We start from the raw sequence: 18416 nt of genomic DNA on the forward strand, positions 1-18416 counted from the left end.
AACGAATTATTTCTTGGTTACAATTTCGATTACTCCGTTTGAAGCTTTATCTCCATATTGTCCAGTTGCATTAACTCCATCTAAAACATTTACAGATTCAATATCAGTTGGTTTAATGCTATTGTAATCATAATTAGAAGGCATTTCTTCTCCATCAACAATTATAAGTGGGCTAGATGCTTTAACATTCTTTTTTGTGCCATTTGAAACAGCGACAGTTGCGCCTCCAGTTGTAATAACTTTAGTGTTATTATCTTTATTTATAATTACAGTAGTGCTAATATTTGAATTAGTATCACTGTCAGTTTTTGTACTAGTAATAGAATTAGTGTTAACATGGGTTTCTGTATTAGTAATTGTATTTTTAATTTCTGTAGCGTTTTTAGCATTGTCATTTACTGTAACTTTTTTTCTGATAGTGATTTTTTCATCAGAAGTTTGAATGCCAGCTTTCTTAGCGCCAGTTTCATCTGTAGTCACAATTATTCCAAAATCTTTGATAGCTTCTTTTCCGCCTGTTTGGATAGATTGAGATTTTTCTTTCCCGTTAATTAAATCAACTTTAATTGAAGTTAATTCATTTTCTGAGTTTCTTTTTAAGTTAGAAACTTCAAAATTAATGTTGTGCAGTTTTTTTAACTTTTCTTTGATCTCTTTAAGCTCAGCATCTGTTGAGTTTTTCCAGATTTTGTAAACATCAACAGATTTAATTTCATTCGATGCTGATTTTAAAGTTTGAGGCCTTTCTTTTGCAATTACTTCAATTTGAAATAATAGTACAAATGCTGCAAGAGCTGGGATTACAGCATAATACTTCCAAGAGTTTCTTTTTTTTGATTGACTTTTGTTTAACATGACAATTCGTTTTTTGATTAATGATTGATAAAAATGATTGGTGATTGCAACACAATTTTCGTGTGTTGTTATTTTTAAAAGCGTGTATTGGTACGCTTTTTTGTCTTGTAGTTTTTTTGCGGCCTCGCTGTCGGCAATAAACTCTAGGTTTTGAGTTATCGCTTTTTTGTAAAACCAAACAATCGGATTGAACCAGAAAATAATGCTAAATACTCTCGAAATCAAGACATCAAATGTGTGATTTTGATCGCTGTGCACTTTTTCGTGTTCAATTATGCTTTCCAATTCTGAAGCTGTGTACAGTGATGAGTTGTATACGATATATTCAAAATAGGAGAAAGGCGCAATGTTTTCGTTTATATCTATGAATTTGAAATCGGCCTGCTGTTTGATTTTTTTTCCTTTAATAATGGAATTCAAACTATAAAAATCAATTGCCAATTTTATTAAGAATATCAAAAGGCCAATGGCGTAAAAAACAAGTACGAAATAATTCCAATTAAATTCAGAAGATTCGTTTTGAGATGTGTTCGATATAATATTCTGAAAATCGGTATTAAATTCGGGAGCAGCATTTATCCATATTATCTTTGTATAAGTCAATAATGGCAGAATTGCCGATACAATTAAACCTGACAAAAGAAACCATCTGTTGCTGTTAAAGAATGTCTCTTTGCGCAACAAGAAAAAGTATGCGCAATAAAACAAAAACATTAAACTGCTTGATTTGATAGTATAGATGAAAAGTGCTTCCATAACCCGAATTATTTATCTTCTTTTTTATTTTCGATCATCGATAAAATTTCACGCAATTCATCAGCAGAAATTTTTTCTTCTTTCGCAAAAAAGGAAACCATGCTCTTATAAGAACTATTAAAGTAATTATCGATAGCGGTTTTCATAAATCCTTTTCTGTAATCTTCAATCGGCACAATCGGAAAGTATTGGTGTGTATTTCCAAAAGCATTGTGCCCAACATATCCTTTCTCTTCCAAATTACGCACAATAGTAGATAATGTGTTGTAATGCGGCTGATCTTCTGTGATTTCGGCTTGAATTTCTTTTACAAAAGCTTTCTTTAGCTTCCATAAAATCATCATAATTTCTTCTTCTTTGTTTGTTAACTTCTGCATCTTCTCTAATTTTAATTCAAACCTACAACTATTTTTTTAGTTATGCAACTATAAAAATAGTTATTTAACTAAAAATTAAGTTTGCTTTCGGTTTAAGACGCAAAAAAGCTATTCAAATTTAATGGTAATAAATTGAATTATAATGATTTAAAAAGTTAAAAGTTGTTTATGAAGCTTTTTTGTTGATTAAAGCATTTTTTATCCAAATGCAGCATCCAGTTGCGACAACACCAATGCAAGCCATGAAAAGCCAGTTAATTTGATAGCCGAATCTGGTAATAATTTCAAAACCAAGTTTAGAACTCACAATGTGAGCAAGACTAAAACTCATGGTATAAAGTGCCATATAGCGGCCTTCTTGTCCGCGCGGTGCACGGCTCAGTGCAAATGCATTGGAAAACGGGAAAGTAAGAACTTCGCCAATAGAAATGCAAACCATGCTAACAACCAGTATTCCTGCCCAGAAATTAATAAGCAACAAAAAGAAACTGGACGCCATTACAAAAGAACCGACTATTATAATTCTAATTTTAGGAAAAGCTTTTCGTTCTAAAAACCCAACAGTTGGCATTTCGAGAGAGAAGATTAAAAGACCGTTTAAAGTCATTAAAAGACCAGTTTGAAATTCGCTTAAGCCAAATTTTTCATTATGATATAAAGGAAGAGTTGTAAAAAGCTGGAAGAAAATCATAGCTGTAATGAAACTTACAAACAAGAAAACCCAGAAAATCTTATCATGAAAAACCGATTTCACATCAGAAGCACTTTCTGCTTTATCATCGTGAGTGGCCTTTTTCTTTTCTTTTACCAATAAAGCAAAAATGGAGATTGAAATGATACATGAAGCTCCATCAACCCAAAACAAACCAGAATAACCCATTCCCATAATAATCAAGCCACCTAAAGCTGGCCCTGCAGCAAAACCTAAATTTACGGCAAGACGTACCAATGTTAGGGCACGAGTTCTGTTTTCTGGTTTGGCATAAGCTCCTAGAGATACGAACATGGCGGGGCGAAACATATCTGCAATTGTCATAAGAATGAACATAGCAACACAAAGCGCCCAGAAAGTAGTAATATATTGTACAAAGAAAAGAGAAACTCCACTGGTAAATAAGCTAAAAATCATGATTTTATAGAATCCTATTTTATCTGATAGTTTACCTCCTAACCAAGAGCCGAGCATTGACCCAAAACCAAAAGCCACCATAATCCATCCAACTTGATTGTAAGTAAAATGTAAGTCTTCTTTTAAATATTTTGATAAAAAAGGAAGAACCATTGTTCCAGCGCGGTTGATAAAAGTAATGATAGCAAGAATCCAAACTTCTCTGGTAAAACCTCGAAAGTTGTTGATGTAGTGGGTTAGGGCGTTTTTAAGCATTTTGTGTGATAGATTATCGTCACAAAGTTAGCAAACTTTGTCTCGTTAAGTGGTTGTTGTTTTGTTACTTTTGAACTATTTTTGCAGAAAATTTCTAAGATGAAAACTATAAACGCCCTAGCTTTATTGTTGGTTTTTAATTTTGGCTTTGCACAAAAAAAGTTTAGTAAAACTGATGTTCAGAAGTTTCAAAAGAAAATCAACTCCGAATTTGCTGATCCTAAGACAAGTCCGTTAATGGCTGAAGATTTAAAAACTTTTAAAAGCTTAGATTTTTTTCCTATTTCTGAAACTTATTTTGTGAACGCCACTTTGGTAAAAGCCAAAGGCGGAAAAGTTTTTGAAATGAAAACTTCTGGAAAATATACTCCAAAGTATATTAAATACGGAACTTTAAACTTCAAAATAAACGGAAAAGCTTTTCAGCTTGCTGTTTATCAAAGTTTAGAGCTTATAGTTCAGGAAAAGTATAAAAATCATCTTTTCTTGCCTTTCTCAGATTTAACAAGTGGTAAAGAAAGTTACATTGGCGGTCGTTATATTGATTTAGAAATTCCGAAAGGAAATACTATAGCTGTCGATTTCAATCAAGCTTATAATCCGTATTGTGCTTATAACTACAAATATTCTTGTCCGCTTGTACCGCAGGAAAACGATTTGAAAATCGAAATCAAAGCTGGTGTAAAGACTTTTCATTAATGGAATATTTTAATTTTCATACCCATCAATTTACCAATCAATCAGATGTTTTAGAATTGGTTAATCAATATCCAAAAGATTTTGATGCGTCAATTCCGTTTTATTCGATAGGAATTCATCCTTGGTATATTGACGAAAGTCGGCTTGATGAAGATTTAAAAATTATTGAAGAAAAACTGCAAACCCAAAATTGTTTGGCAATAGGCGAATGTGGGTTAGATAAAAGAATAGAAGTTCCGTTTGATTTACAAGTTTCTGTTTTTGAAAAGCAATTGGAACTAGCGGAAAAATTTAAAAAACCTTTGGTAATTCATTGCGTTGCTGCTTTTCAGGAAGTCATGGCAATCAAAAAGAAAATGAAGATAAGTGTCCCAATGATTATTCATGGTTTTTCAAAAAATAATCAATTGGCAGAACAATTAATCAACGCTGGATTTTATCTTTCATTTGGAAAATATTTATTAAAAAATCCAGATTTGAAATCGGTTTTTCAAAATGTTCCAAATGATCGTTTTTTCTTAGAAACAGATACTATTGAAGAATCAATTAAGCAAGTTTACGAATTAGCTTCTGAGTATAAAGGATTAAATTTAAAAGAATTAGAAAGTATTATTTCAAGCAATTATAGAAGTGTGTTTGGATTGTAAAATGTCAACTGTGAGAAATGAAATATTGATTTATAAGTCGTAAATCTTGCCAATTGGAGCGCCCTTCTACTTCGCTCAGGGTGACAACAAAAAAAAATTGAAACATTAAACTTGAAACAAAAAGAATAAAAACAACAAAAAAGAATATATGGCAGAATGGACAGAAAGAGCTGAGCTTTTGTTTACTAAAGAAGGATTAGAAAATTTGCAAAAATCTAATGTTTTAGTCGTAGGACTAGGAGGAGTTGGATCTTTTGCAGCTGAATTTTTAGCAAGAGCAGGAGTAGGGAATATGACAATTGTAGACGGAGACGTTGTGGATATCACCAATATTAACCGTCAATTACCAGCTTTACATTCAACAGTTGGTCAGCCGAAAATTAAAATTGTAGGTGATCGTTTAATGGATATTAATCCAGAATTAAATTTAACACGTGTTCAGGAATTTCTTTCTCCAGAGCGTGCTTTTGAGATTGTTTCTCCAGAATTTGATTATGTTTTGGACTGCATCGATAGTATTACTCCGAAATTAAATTTGATTATTGCTGCAAAACGCAAAAGAGTAAAAATCATCAGCAGTATGGGTGCTGGAGGAAAAATGTTGGCTTCTAAAGTAAAAGTAGCGGATATTTCAAAAACAATTAATTGCTATTTCTCAAAAACAATTCGTAAGCGTTTAAAAGAAGTAAAAATCAATAAATTGAAAGTCGTTTTCTCTTCTGAAATTCAAGATGAAAAAAGCTTAAAATTAACAGACGGTAAAAACTTCAAAAAGTCATTCTACGGAACAAACAGCTATATGCCAGGATTATTTGGTTTGCACGCTGCTGAAACGGTGATTAGATATTTGCTTAAAAAATAAGGTTCTAAGATGCTAAGATTCTAAGCTACTAAGGTTTTTGTAGCTGAAAAGCAGAATCTTAGTTTTTTGAACTTAAAAAAAAGTTAAAAGAACTTTGTCAAAGTAAAACACAAAATAAGCAGACCTTTGAACCTTTGTCCCTTAGAATCTTAGTACCTTAAAAAATAATGATTAAAACAGTAATTTTTGATATGGACGGCGTAATCGTTGACACGGAACCCGTTCATCGTTATGCATATTATTTACAATTTTCAGAACTGAATATTGAAGTTCCTGAAGAAATGTATACCACATTTACAGGATTTTCAACTCGAAATACATTTCAAACTCTAAAAAGTTATTTCCCGACTGTAGAACAGGAAGTTGAAGATCTGATTCAGAGAAAAAGAACAATTTTTAATGATGCTTTTGATACTAAGGAAGATTTATATCTTTTAGACGGTGTTGAAGATCTGATTAAAGATTTGTACAACAATGGAATACAATTGATTTTAGCTTCATCAGCTTCAAAAGTTACTATCGATCGCGTTTTTACAAGATTTAATCTTCATCAGTATTTCACGCATATTGTAAGCGGCGAAGATTTTCCGCAATCAAAACCAAATCCAGCCATTTTTATTCATGCGGCTTCCTTGTCGATTGCGCCAAAAGAAGAATGCATCATTATTGAAGACAGTACAAATGGTGTGAAAGCGGCAAAGGGTGCCGGAATTTATTGTGTAGGATATAATAGCGAACATTCTCATCTTCAAGATTTGTCTGAGGCTGATCTAGTTATAGAACATTTTAATGAATTAAATGCTGAGAAAATATCACAGCTTAAGCCTTGAATTATATAAAATTTAACATTTGTTAGCTGATTGAATTTGTAAATTTGAAATAAAATAAAAACGTAAAATAATGAAGAAACTACTTATTGCTTTAGCTCTGATTATAGCTCCGTTAGCATCAGAAGCGCAAGTAAAAACTCCGCAAGCAAGTCCAAAAGGATATATTAAACAAACTGTTGGTTTAACCGATGTTGAAGTTACGTATTCAAGACCGGGAGCAAGAGGAAGAGCTGTGTTTGGAAATTTAGTTCCGTTTGGGAAACTATGGAGAACTGGAGCAAACGAAAATACTATCATTAACTTCAGCGACGATGTTATTATTGACGGAAAAACGCTAAAGAAAGGAAAATATGCAATTTATACAGTTCCTAGAATTGAAAGCTGGGATATCATTTTTTATCTTTCTACAGATAATTGGGGATTGCCAGAAAATTGGAGCGATGCTTATGTAGCACTGAAAACTACAGTAAAAGAAGAGGCATTGCCAACTCCTGTTGAAACCTTTACAATCGGAATTAATGGTTTAGATCCAAATTTTGGATATTTAGATATTTCTTGGGAAAACTCTCATGTAGCCTTAAAATTTGAAGTTCCGACTGCAAAAATCGCTACAGCAAGTATCGATAAAGCTTTAGCTGGTCCAACTTGGAATGATTATTTTGCAGCATCTCAATATTTATTTCAATCAAACGGAAATATCGAAACTGCTAGAAATTATGTAGATAAAGCACTTGACTTGAGTTCAGATAAACCATATTATGTAACAAGATTGAAGTCTCAAATTCAAGCAAAACAAGGTGATAAAAAAGGTGCAATCGAAACTGCAAAAGCTTCTTTAGCATCTGCTGAAGCTGCAAACAATGCTGATTACGTAAAATTGAATAAAGACAGTATCGCTGAGTGGAGCAGATAATAATTCTTTCAAATTATAAATTCCGATTTTATAAAATTCCAAATTCCAAAGCTCTCGGGTTTTGGATTTTTTTTTGTGCTTTTAATTTAACCGCAAAGAACGCAAGTTTTTTTGATTAGCTGGATTCATTAAATGCGCAAAGTTCGCAAAGCCTTATCTGAAATAAACTTTGCGAACTTTGTGTTCCCGATAGCTATCGGGAGTGCATCCTTTGCGGTTAAATGATTTTTAATTTAAACTTGGCGGTTCAGGAATCTTCACTGTTTTTTTGATTTTCTTTATCAAAAGATAAAAAGTAATCCCTCCTAAAATAATGAGCAATGCAATCTGCAGCTGACCAAGAGCATTGTTCCTATTATACATTGCATTTGCAGCAGCAAGTTTTGCTTTTCCTTCTTCAATTTGAATTTCTGAAAGGGATTCAAGCGTTTTTAAGGCTTGAGCACTAGAATTGGCTATTTTGTCCCAATTTTTACTTTCAACCTGTTTATTTATTTCTTTACAGGAAAGCAAAAACGCATCAAAATACTGTTTCTCTTTGTTTGTTAAAACTGTTTTAGCATATAAATCGTCAATATTATGAATAATATCAAGAGTTTGAATAATTTCATCTTTTTTGATGTTGTCGCTCAAATTCAATTTTTCAGCTTCTGATTTTATAAAATGCAACTCTTTTGAATATTGAAAAATATAATGTGCAACAACCAATCTATCTTTATAAATCGCATTGATATTATCGTTTACGTTTTTGGAGTTTCGTAGCGTATTAAAATTTCCAAGCAGAATGATAAGCATTACGATAAGTAATATAAAAGCAGCTTTGGTTTTGTTGCTATATCTTTTTTGATCTTTCATGACGTTTTTTTGGAAACTAGAATTTTAATCAATCATTTTGTTTTCTACCAGCGCAATGTTTTTTATGGATGCCAAAGGAGTAATTTTTATTTTTTTGTCTCCTTTAACAAGATAGAAATAGTACAAACTATTATTTCCAATAATAAAAACATTTTTAGATTCGCCTTCGTTAAAATCAAGCTGATAGCTGTAATCCAATCTGTTTTCTTTTAGCTTTTTGGTAGTAAAGTAGCCACCAGCAAGTCCGTAGCCTAAAAAAAAGGACAATAGAAAAACTACAAGAGATTTTATGGCAATACCATTATAATAGCTTTTAGTTTCTTCTGGAGATAATTCATCAGTCGATTTTAATTCGAAAGATTTTTTTACAAATGGTAAATCTTTATTCTTAGCCAAGAAGGAAGGAAGATAAAAATGAGCTAAAAAAAGAATAGTGATTGCTGCTAAAATAATCGGGTTCGAAGTAAATTCAGCGATTGGACTAATTAAGATATCCATTATTGTGGAATACCTCAATATATTGATTCCGAATTGGTAGTAAAATATGCTATCCTTTAGTATTCCCATTAATATTAGAAATAGATATCCAAATGGCAATAGCTTTTCTAAATCGTCTGAAATCTTCATGAAACTAATTTTTATCTAAAATAGTATTTTAGTTTAAATTTTCAAGAAGTTTTATAAAGGAGCACAAAAATATTTTTTAGAATACGAAAAAAAATAATTATTTTTTAGTTTATAAAGTTTTTTGAAATTTATCTCCAAGATAAATAAAAAATAGGCCAAAAAGCAATAAAAAAAATGTTGTTATTTGAGACCTAAAACGTTTGCCTTTATAATTATATTCATTTCTTCCATCGATATCAATTTTAAAAATTTCAGGAGTAATTTCTTTCTTATCTAATCCTTTTATCCAAACAGTTATATTTTTTGATCCTTCTAAATATGAAGAAATCTTATCATTTTCTGTATTGCCATTGTACAAAGGACTAGGAGCCCCGCTTTCTAAAATAAAAGTTTTATTGTATTCATTTAAAGTGAAAATTAAAGTTGAGTTTCTACTCAATCTTTGATTACCAAATCTTTCTTTGTGTGAAACTATTTCAGAAGAAGAATTAGCTGATTTAATAGTGCCTTCAAGAGGGATTAACATATCATCAAATGTCAATGCTAATGGTAAAAATAAAAATAAAGCAACTAAAATCATTCCTGTTCCTAATGATGAAACTTTATTTTGATATAATAATTTTAATTTTGAAAAGAATAGCATTTATTATTCTAAAATTAATTCATTATCATCTGATTTTCCTCTAAAAAACAAAAAATGCAATAAAAGCGCCAGTACAATTGTCAAGATTGCTCCAATGAAATTAAGCCATAAATAACCCAGTTTTTCCTGTCTGTAAATCATAAAGTAATAGATTACAAAAATAGTAAGCTGACTTATGATAGCACTAATAAACATTGGCTTTGCTTGAACTCTCTTTGTATAAAAAGCTACAAGGAAAATCCCTAAAACAGTTCCGTAGAAAATAGAGCCAATAATATTTACAAGCTGAATTAAATTTTCGAATAATGTGCCGACACAAGCAAAAAGTATTGCTACAAGTCCCCAAAAAAGGGTGAAAAACTTAGTAACATGCAAATAATGTTTCTCAGATTTTTCTTCGGTCTGATTTCGTTTATAAATATCAATTGCCGTTGTAGAAGCCAAAGCTGTTAGTCCAGAAGCTGTAGATGACATAGCTGCCGAAAGAATAACGGCCAATAGCAATCCGATGAGACCTTTTGGCAAATAATGCAGAATGAAATGAAAGAATACATAATCTTTGTCATTCGTTTCTGAATTGCTATCGGCTCTCGAAATGATTTCTTTGGCTTTATCACGAAGATCTTTTTCTTTATTAGATAAAGCAACTAATTCTTTACGTAAAATTGGATTATCATAATCTTGGTTTAGCTGATCGATATATAATAAGTTTATAACTTTTTTATCTTCTGAAAGCTTTACTAGCTTTTCTTCTAAAACATGGTATTCTTGTTTAAAAGCAGATTTTTCAATAGCAATTTTATTATTCGGATTAAAATTTAGCGGTACTGGATTGAATTGAAAAAATACAAAAACCATAACTCCCGTTAAAAGTATAAAGAATTGCATTGGTACTTTAAGCAAGCCATTCATAATTAATCCCATCTGACTTTCACGAACTGATTTTCCAGATAAATAACGTCCAACTTGTGATTGATCTGTGCCAAAATAGGCCAGAGCCAGAAAGAAACCTCCTGTAATACCGCTCCAAAAAGTATATTTTTCTTCTGGATCAAAAGAAAAATCAACAATATTCATTTTATCATTTGCACCAGCAATATGCAAGGCGCTATTAAAAGTCATATCGTTTGGAAGATAATGCAGAATCAGAAAAAATGTAATAAACATTCCAGACATGATAACAAACATCTGCTGTTTTTGCGTAACGTTAACTGCTTTTGTACCACCAGAAAAAGTATAGATAATTACCATAACTCCAATAATGATATTCATTACTGTTAAATTCCATCCTAGAAGTGCAGACAAAATAATGGCTGGAGCATAAATAGTCAAACCAGTTCCTAAACCTCTTTGAACTAGAAATAAAATTGCGGCAAGTGAACGTGTTTTAACATCAAATCTTCTTTCTAAGAATTCGTATGCGGTAAAAACTTTACTTTTATGATAAAGCGGAATAAAAGTCAAACAAATGACAATCATGGCAATTGGCAATCCAAAATAGAATTGAACAAAGCCCATTCCGTCATGATAAGCTTGTCCAGGCGTAGATAAGAAGGTAATCGCACTGGCTTGCGTCGCCATTACAGAAAGTCCTACAGTATACCAAGGCGTTTCATTATTTCCTAAAATGAAATCTTCTACGTTTTTACTGCCTCGGGTTTTCCAAGAGCCATAACCAACAATAAATAATAATGTTACAATAAGTACGATCCAGTCAAATAGCTGCATAGGTTAGGAATATAATTGCATGATTAAAAGAAAAATAGCTATGTAAATCGCATTAACGATCAAGACATAAGTATAGCTTTTTTTCCATTTTTTTGTTTTTTTGGCTTCCATATTTTATTGCTTTAAATCTGGTTTTGGAGCTTCAATTGGCTGTTTTAGAGATATAATATTCGACAATAATCTATATGCTCCAGAAACACCTTCTGGCAATTCTCTAAAGAAACTTAAACCAGTGTAAATATAATATCCTTTTCCGTAAGGCGCTACAAGTAAAGCTCCGTCTTTTGCAGATTCGCCTTTATCATGCGACGAGATAATAGGAGTGAAGGCAGGATCGTATTCGTTCGGATAATATAAACCTTGTTCTTGTGTCCAACCTTGAAAATCTTTTTCAGAGATTTTATTTGGTGTATTCAAAACAGGATGATTTGGTGCTAAGAATGTAATTTTGGCGTTTTCTTCTGTCACGCGATCATTTGATAGTTTTAGCGGATATGGTGCAATTTTATCAGTAACCAGTTTACCATTTGTATTGTACTGTACAATCATGTTTTTACCGCTTTTTACAAAATTGAAAAGTATATTTTGTTTGTTTGCTAAAGCGTTTACAGTATTGTAAGCACGAACTCCTGTAATTACAGTATTGAAAGAATCTAGTTTTTGAGGCGTAATTTCTTCTGGTTTCAGAATCGAAACTTTATATCCCATTTGGGTTAAACTTTCTGGAACTTCGTCGCCTGCACCCATAATATATGCAATGGCATCACCAGAAATTTTCAAATCAATTCTTATGCATTTTGATTCTGCAGGTTTCAGAACCATTTGTTTGGTAATATGAGGAAAATCAATGATCGTTTGGTCTTTATCAAAACGTTTATTGTCAGCAATAGCAACACTTTTTGCTATAACTTCTTCTGGATTTACTGGCGGCGTTACTTCAAAGTAAAAGATTTGTTCTGTGCCTTTTTTGTCTAAAGCAAACGGAATTTCTTTTGGGGAAACTGTCCAGCTTTTTGGTAATTCTAATTGCAGATTTCCTTTTACATCATCTTTTCCAGCACGAACTTTTACTGGAACCATTTTGCTTTTGGTGTTTCCGAAAATCAAAACCCTTTCTAATATCGAAGTAGTAACTTCTGGCACAATATCAAGGAAATTATACATTTCGCCTTTTACGCCATCATTATATTTGTAGACAACAGTTCGTTCAAACGGAATTTCAACATCATTAATTTTTACGTTAAAAACTACTTTTGTGTCGCGTATAATATCTGGAATGCCAATGTTTTCTTGATTAGAAACCGTGTACATTCCAACTGTAGCTTTTTCTTTAAGCCAATATGGTTGTGTGTATTCAATATCGTTAGGAAGCTGTAATTGCAGATTGATTTTATTATCGTTATTATTTTTTAAAACAATGTTCTGAATCGTTGTTTTATGATCTGGAAGGGTGGTTACACTCATCAATTCCATTCCTACAGAGCATCTGTTAATAGCTTCAAGACTTAGTTTAATAGTGCTTCCCGGAGTTGCTTCCTGTTCGTTGGCAACAGCTTCAAGATACAAACCAGAACAAGATGCGATAATGTTTTTTATGGTTGCCGATTTAATTTCTTTCCAATGCGTATCATCTAAAGCTTGAATCATGGTATAAGCTTTAACTAAATCTGGAATACTTGCAGAAGGATGGTTGAAATCGTATTTTAAAATTATTGAAGAAATTAAATCGCCAACTGGTTTTCCGTTTTTAACACGGTTCCAGCTTGTATCTATTCCGTCAAATAAATTATCGCGTTCTTTTGGAGTTTCGCCATTTATAAGTTCCAAATACTCAGTTTCTTCACCTCGAACGCCTGTGCTTCCAAATCCTTGCGATTGGTGACGGCTTCGGCTTAAAGCAGCAATTTCTTGATTTGATTTTCCGATTCCTGTGTAGTAAACACCGGTTTCAAGTTTTGTGAATTTAGATTTATTAGCAGCATCAAATTTTTCTTGGCTTCCGTAAAACCACCAAGACGGATTGAAGAATTGACGTTTTACCTGCCAAGGCGAAACGTATTTTAATTGTTCAGGATAAACTTTTGGATCGTTTGTTAATTTGAAGCTTTCAACACTCAGCATTGCAGATGATGTATGATGTCCATGTGTTGTACCAGGCGAACGATGGTCAAAGCGATTGATGATAATATCTGGCTGGAATTTTCTGATTGTCCAAACGACATCGGCAAGGACTTTATCTTTGTCCCAAATATCTAAAGTTTCGTCTGGATTTTTAGAAAAACCGAAATCATTTGCTCTTGAGAAAAATTGTTCTCCGCCATCAATTTTTCTAGCTTCAATTAATTCCTGAGTTCTTATTACGCCAAGTAATTCACGCAATTGCGGGCCAATTAAGTTTTGCCCTCCATCACCGCGAGTCAATGATAAATAACCAGTTCTGGCATTCATATCATTGGCCAAATACGAAATCATTCTAGTATTTTCATCATCAGGATGTGCGGCAATATACAACACAGAACCTAAAAAGTTTAACTTTTTGATTTGATTGTAAATTTCAACTGAATTTGGTTTTTGTGGCTGCTGTGCAAATGAAACCTGAAAACCGATAAAAAATAAAAGAAAGATCTGAATCTGTATTTTTCGCATGGTGAATGTTAGGTGTTTTTTGAAATCATTCCAAAAATAGTAATTATTTTATGTAAGATTATTTAAATGAATTGTTAACGCGCAATAATTATACCTTTCTTCAATCTGATGCAACAAAAAAAGCTGTTAGAAACTAATCTAACAGCTTTTATGTAAGAGGTTTGAAATTTTATTTCAACTTGTTTTCAGTGTCTTTGTAAGTTCCTGTAATGATTACGTTACTTCCTTTGGTAACTTTTCCGTAGATTGTTATAGAAGAATTATTTCCGATAAAATTAATCTTAGCGCCGCTATTTAATCTTAAATCTCCCCAGATTACAACAGAACCTTCAATTTGTAGAAGCGAATTGTTATTAATAATTAATTCTGTCGGATTAGATTGCTGGTATTTACCTTGAGACAAACTTCCTGTCATGTTGAAAGTGCCACCACTATTTAAAGTTAAGTTATTAAGAATTGCAATTGAACCGCAATGTGTTAAAACAGCACCAGAATTAACAATTGCCGAATTAATAGCAGTTGCTCCTTGGTACGATTTTATTTCGTTTGAATTCAAAATCAAATCCTTCCCTTGATTGTAAATGCTGTAAGATGTGCAATTTGCAAAAGTAGTATTTGGTTTTTCCATTTTAATGATTTTCAAACCACCTGTTCCGCTTGCTACATAAATATAATTGCCGCTTGATTTTACATAGTTTGAAGAACCTGCAATTCCAACAGAACCTAATAAATTAAGTTGTGTTGCAGATTGGTACACATTCAATCCAAGAGCACCGTTTGCCACAAAAGCATAACCATCATTAAAAGAAACAGCATTTGTTACATTATCTTCTCCAGCTGTTGCAATTGCAATGCTTTGTAATTTAGATCCGCTGTTGATATCGTAAACGCCAAGACCGTTTGGACCTTCAGAAACAAAAAGTTTTGTTCCGTCAATATCCATTGTTCTTTTTGCGCCACTTACATCTGTTGATGTTGTAAAGCTTTTTTGCAGAGCAAGAGTCGATTGATTGTAAACATTAACGCCTTTTGTACCGCTTAAAGTTACCACTTTGTCGCTTGTTAAAGCAATAGAACGTAAATCGGTTGCAGCAACTTTTCCTGTAATTTCTTTTGTAGAACTGCTTAGTTTAAATAAACTTCCGTTGTCTCCCGTTACAGCAAAATAATAAGAAGTATTAGCCGCAACATCTGTTGTAACTCTATTTTCTAAATAATTGGTTTTGAATTTATCTGCAAGCATTCCTGAACTTAATTCCATGTTAAGAACAATGGCAGGATTTGTAGTCAGAAGCGGATCTTTATCTACATCTTTTGCCGCTCCGATAATTAAATTTGATCCAGAAAAAGTAAGAGATGTAATATCTGTATTAGGAATTAAGGCAGAGGTAACCAATTTTGGTTTATACGGATCTGAAACATCAATCACATCAATTGCCCCAGAATACGCGTCACCCCTCATGATATAGGAAACATAAGCATAATTTCCGTTTACTGTAACATGACTTGCCTGCAATGTTCTTCCGCTGGCGTCAACTGGTGGTTTGACTTCAGCAATTTGAACCAAAGGAAATGAAGTGTTGGCAGTCTCTGCAGCTTTTCCTGTTAAAGAACCATTTTCGATCGAAATTACCCCTGAATTAGTTAAGTCAAGCCTTTGATTTAAAGCAGATTGATCTGAGGTAATAGTAATGTTATTTGACGATTGTCCATCGTTTTTGTTGTCATTGTTATCGTCACAACCAATTAACAGTGACATTGCTAAAAATGAAAGCAAATAAACATTCTTTTTCATAAGATTTTAATTTGGGTTTTGAAAATTCGGTGCAAATATATATCATAATCACATTAAACAAAGGTTAATTTTACTAAAACTATCTGTTTTACAGTGATTTATATACAAATTACAAATTTTTAACAAAACTTCAAAGTTAAATTATCATAAAAAAAGAGAGTATCATTTTTTTTGATACTCTCTTGTGTTGATTACTAATAATTTAGCATTTATCTTCTTCCATGTCCGTGATCGTGGTGATCATCATGATCGTGGCGATCGTGTTTGTCATGGTGTTTATCGTAGTGTTTATCATGTTTGTCGTAACGTTTGTAATCTCTACGATCATTGTATCCATATACAGGTCTTGGTTTGTATGGTCTTTGTGGACCTCCATGATATCCTTTATAGTATTTTACTCTATGACGATCAAAGTATGTATATGGAGTTCTACCGTGATAATCTGTCAAAACTACTTTATAACCTCCATACAAATCATAGTTTCTATATTGTCTTGGCAAGTAAGTTGTTCTTACCCATCTTCCACCTCCGAAATAGATAAATTGAGCAGCACGAACATCGTAGTAAGCTTCAATATCAGGAAGATAGTAATATTCCATTTCTGTATATCCGACTGGTCCCCAAGCAGGTGGAGCACCTATATTTACATTTACTGATACTTGGGCTTGTGTGGCGTTTGCAACCATTAGAAATAATCCGGCGATTGCTAATTTTATCGTTTTCATCTTTTTGTTTTTTTTAATGTTAATCTTGAATAGGGATATTCATATACTGTGCCAAAAAAAATAAAGAGATGCATTTTGTCGAATAAAAATGCATTTCGTCGAATAAATTAAAATTAAAATATATTTAATTTGTTGATATGTAGTAGTTTGTGTGTTTTTTGAATTTCTTAAAAAAATAAAAAAAATTACTTGTAATTGACAATTCTTGGTTTTGCAAGTTCAAAACTTTGCAGTCCATAATCGGTAGTTTCAAAAGTGTTTGTTTTGAAAACATTATCTCCCTGTTGCGGAATACTTGGGTAATATGATAAAGAAAGCTGGAACGAGCTGAAAACCAAGTAGTCATTACTAATCAATAATCCTATAGTCAATTTAGAATAAGGCTTGTTTTTTGTCATTGCAATTTCTGGGCTTCCCAATACTGCAATTGAGTAATTGAAAAATGGATTTAAACGGAATCCTAATAAAGAATGAGGAGAATATGTCTGAGTTTGTAGCGATAAAACTGCTTTACTAGTTCCGTACAAATAAGCGTTAAATCCTGCGAGTCCGTTCTGTTCATTTATATTTAATTGATCGCCAATAATATCATCCCGATTTATTCCAATTACAACTTTCGGATTTACGAATTGTCTAATTTTCCAATTCCCTATGCTGTATAATTTTGTGAAATAGTTTGACTCGAACAAAAATGAGGTTTGATAGGTTTTGGATTGATGAAAAAAAGTTCCAGCTTCAAAATTCATACTCAAAAAACCTAGACGGTAATAATTTCCAAAAGAGAATTGCGCACCAACATAAGGCCTCCAAAACGTGTTTTTATATTGATATCCAAAAGTTACCCCATAAATTCGTCCTATTGGAACGTCTTCTGTTTGTCCATTTCTAAAAATATAACTGTCTTTGATAAATTTTCTTGTATTCAATCCGATTCCGCTGAGAATTAGTTTTTCAGAAGAATAAAAATGATTTGGATCATAAAGATCTGAAGGCGATTCGCTATAATTTACATTTAAAAACCTCGCTGTAGTAACAAGATTTGTTATCGCTTTGTTAGTATCTTCAAAGACTTTAAAAGCATGTCCAACCCAAACATCCTGAGACGTATATTTTTTAGGCTGATACGCAAATGTAGAATCAGGAGCCTGAAGCGTGTCTTTTCTAAAACTTTCATCGATATAGAATCCGCCAGCCCATTTGGTCAGAGGAGAGTAGAAGTCTCGTTCAATATCTATACTTTTAATATAGTTATTATCCAAATCCATATTGTAATGCAAGACCGTACCAACATAAGTATTTTTAATATTTGGAACGGTATAAGTTGCTTCATTACCATTTCGCCCATCATCAAAACGATTGGTAAAACGATATTCTAATTGCTGTCCTGTTCCAAAAAAGTCTTTTTCTTTAAAACCAATCGACATTTGATTGCTTGAAATTGAAAATCTAGGAATGGTACTCCAAGAATCTAAAACTCGTATGGTAACATCTACAGAATCTGAAGCTTGCCCCACACTTTGATTGGAAATTCTAACTGCTGTGACATAACGTTGTGCACGAATTAAACGCTCAGACTCCAATACTTTATAAGTATTGTAAGGTGTATTTTTCTTAAAAAGCAATAAATTGTAAATAGCAAATTTTTTAGTTTTCAAGTGAAGTCGATTTCCCATTCTTTCTCCCCAGTTTCTGGGCATTTGTGTGGTATCGGCAACAGAATGCCCAAAAGGATCTAAAGTAATAATATTGATTTTTCGAATAATTTTCCCTTCATAATTTGTTGAATCAATAGGAACAAGCAATTCGTCTTTTTTCTTCGGTTTCTTAGATCTAAAAAATAATTTATGCATGGTTTGCGTAAACTTATTTTTTTTAGAATAATTCCTAATTTTAGTATAGATTTCCGTGGTGTCTTTTTCCTTTTTAGGATCTTTTTTATTTTGATCTACCTGAGCATGTCCGCTTTGTAAATAAAAGCAAAGCAAAATAAAAAACAGTATTTTGTTGTTTAGAGACATTCGGTAGTTTTCTGCTAATAGTTTTAAGCTTTATAATATTAAGGAATAAATAAATG

The 18416-nt window shown here is 32.3% G+C and carries 16 protein-coding genes; 5 read left to right on the top strand and 11 right to left on the bottom strand.

The window, feature by feature from the left end; genetic code table 11:
- Positions 1 to 6 precede the first annotated feature (6 nt).
- The 3 genes from DMB71_RS19040 to DMB71_RS19050 form a co-directional block, all read right to left on the bottom strand.
- Positions 7 to 1611 carry a M56 family metallopeptidase gene (locus DMB71_RS19040; RefSeq protein WP_111368970.1) on the bottom strand — a complete coding sequence of 535 codons (1605 nt, stop codon included), beginning with the start codon at positions 1609 to 1611 and terminating at the stop codon, positions 7 to 9.
- Positions 1612 to 1619: 8 nt separating this feature from the next.
- Positions 1620 to 1988 carry a BlaI/MecI/CopY family transcriptional regulator gene (locus tag DMB71_RS19045; RefSeq protein ID WP_066034576.1) on the bottom strand — a complete coding sequence of 123 codons (369 nt, stop codon included), beginning with the start codon at positions 1986 to 1988 and terminating at the stop codon, positions 1620 to 1622.
- 166 nt (positions 1989 to 2154) lie between these two features.
- Positions 2155 to 3372: an MDR family MFS transporter gene (locus tag DMB71_RS19050; protein WP_111368973.1), complete on the bottom strand. Its 1218-nt coding sequence runs from the start codon at positions 3370 to 3372 to the stop codon at positions 2155 to 2157.
- Between the two features lie 99 nt (positions 3373 to 3471).
- Here DMB71_RS19050 and DMB71_RS19055 point away from each other — a divergent pair, with 99 nt between their 5' ends.
- The 5 genes from DMB71_RS19055 to DMB71_RS19075 all read left to right on the top strand — a co-directional run bounded on the left by DMB71_RS19055 (position 3472) and on the right by DMB71_RS19075 (position 7323).
- Complete coding sequence (locus tag DMB71_RS19055) at positions 3472 to 4071, top strand: DUF1684 domain-containing protein (RefSeq protein WP_111368976.1); 600 nt, start codon at positions 3472 to 3474, stop codon at positions 4069 to 4071.
- Entirely contained in the window at positions 4071 to 4718 is a 648-nt protein-coding gene (locus DMB71_RS19060) for a TatD family hydrolase (RefSeq protein ID WP_111368978.1), read from the top strand. The genes DMB71_RS19055 and DMB71_RS19060 overlap by 1 nt, the downstream gene beginning before the upstream one ends.
- 148 nt (positions 4719 to 4866) lie before the next feature.
- Entirely contained in the window at positions 4867 to 5580 is a 714-nt protein-coding gene (locus DMB71_RS19065) for a tRNA threonylcarbamoyladenosine dehydratase (RefSeq protein WP_111368980.1), read from the top strand.
- Positions 5581 to 5747: 167 nt separating this feature from the next.
- Positions 5748 to 6410 carry an HAD family hydrolase gene (locus DMB71_RS19070; protein WP_111368983.1) on the top strand — a complete coding sequence of 221 codons (663 nt, stop codon included), beginning with the start codon at positions 5748 to 5750 and terminating at the stop codon, positions 6408 to 6410.
- Positions 6411 to 6480: 70 nt separating this feature from the next.
- On the top strand, positions 6481 to 7323 hold the full coding sequence (locus DMB71_RS19075) for a DUF2911 domain-containing protein (RefSeq protein ID WP_111368985.1): 843 nt from the start codon (positions 6481 to 6483) through the stop codon (positions 7321 to 7323).
- Positions 7324 to 7551: 228 nt separating this feature from the next.
- On the opposite strand, the gene DMB71_RS19080 is transcribed toward DMB71_RS19075, so the two are convergent.
- The 8 genes from DMB71_RS19080 to DMB71_RS19115 form a co-directional block, all read right to left on the bottom strand.
- The gene (locus DMB71_RS19080; protein WP_111368987.1) at positions 7552 to 8178 is read right to left on the bottom strand and encodes an MCP four helix bundle domain-containing protein; all 627 of its coding nucleotides are present in this window, start codon (positions 8176 to 8178) and stop codon (positions 7552 to 7554) included.
- A 24-nt stretch (positions 8179 to 8202) separates the two neighbouring features.
- On the bottom strand, positions 8203 to 8805 hold the full coding sequence (locus DMB71_RS19085) for a hypothetical protein (RefSeq protein ID WP_162614850.1): 603 nt from the start codon (positions 8803 to 8805) through the stop codon (positions 8203 to 8205).
- A gap of 109 nt (positions 8806 to 8914) precedes the next feature.
- A complete protein-coding gene (locus DMB71_RS19090; RefSeq protein WP_111368991.1) occupies positions 8915 to 9448 on the bottom strand; it encodes a hypothetical protein in 534 nt (177 codons plus the stop codon).
- Between the two features lie 3 nt (positions 9449 to 9451).
- Positions 9452 to 11176: a sodium:solute symporter gene (locus DMB71_RS19095; protein ID WP_111368994.1), complete on the bottom strand. Its 1725-nt coding sequence runs from the start codon at positions 11174 to 11176 to the stop codon at positions 9452 to 9454.
- Positions 11177 to 11290: 114 nt separating this feature from the next.
- On the bottom strand, positions 11291 to 13822 hold the full coding sequence (locus DMB71_RS19100; RefSeq protein WP_111368997.1) for a PIG-L family deacetylase: 2532 nt from the start codon (positions 13820 to 13822) through the stop codon (positions 11291 to 11293).
- A 169-nt stretch (positions 13823 to 13991) separates the two neighbouring features.
- Positions 13992 to 15617, bottom strand: a complete 1626-nt coding sequence (locus tag DMB71_RS19105; protein ID WP_111368999.1) for an LVIVD repeat-containing protein — start codon at positions 15615 to 15617, stop codon at positions 13992 to 13994.
- A gap of 209 nt (positions 15618 to 15826) precedes the next feature.
- On the bottom strand, positions 15827 to 16342 hold the full coding sequence (locus DMB71_RS19110; protein WP_111369001.1) for a hypothetical protein: 516 nt from the start codon (positions 16340 to 16342) through the stop codon (positions 15827 to 15829).
- Positions 16343 to 16527: 185 nt separating this feature from the next.
- Complete coding sequence (locus tag DMB71_RS19115; protein WP_111369003.1) at positions 16528 to 18360, bottom strand: BamA/TamA family outer membrane protein; 1833 nt, start codon at positions 18358 to 18360, stop codon at positions 16528 to 16530.
- Between the last annotated feature and the right edge of the window lie 56 nt (positions 18361 to 18416).

It is taken from the genome of Flavobacterium tistrianum (assembly GCF_003254545.1).
Taxonomy (GTDB): Bacteria; Bacteroidota; Bacteroidia; order Flavobacteriales; family Flavobacteriaceae; genus Flavobacterium; species Flavobacterium tistrianum.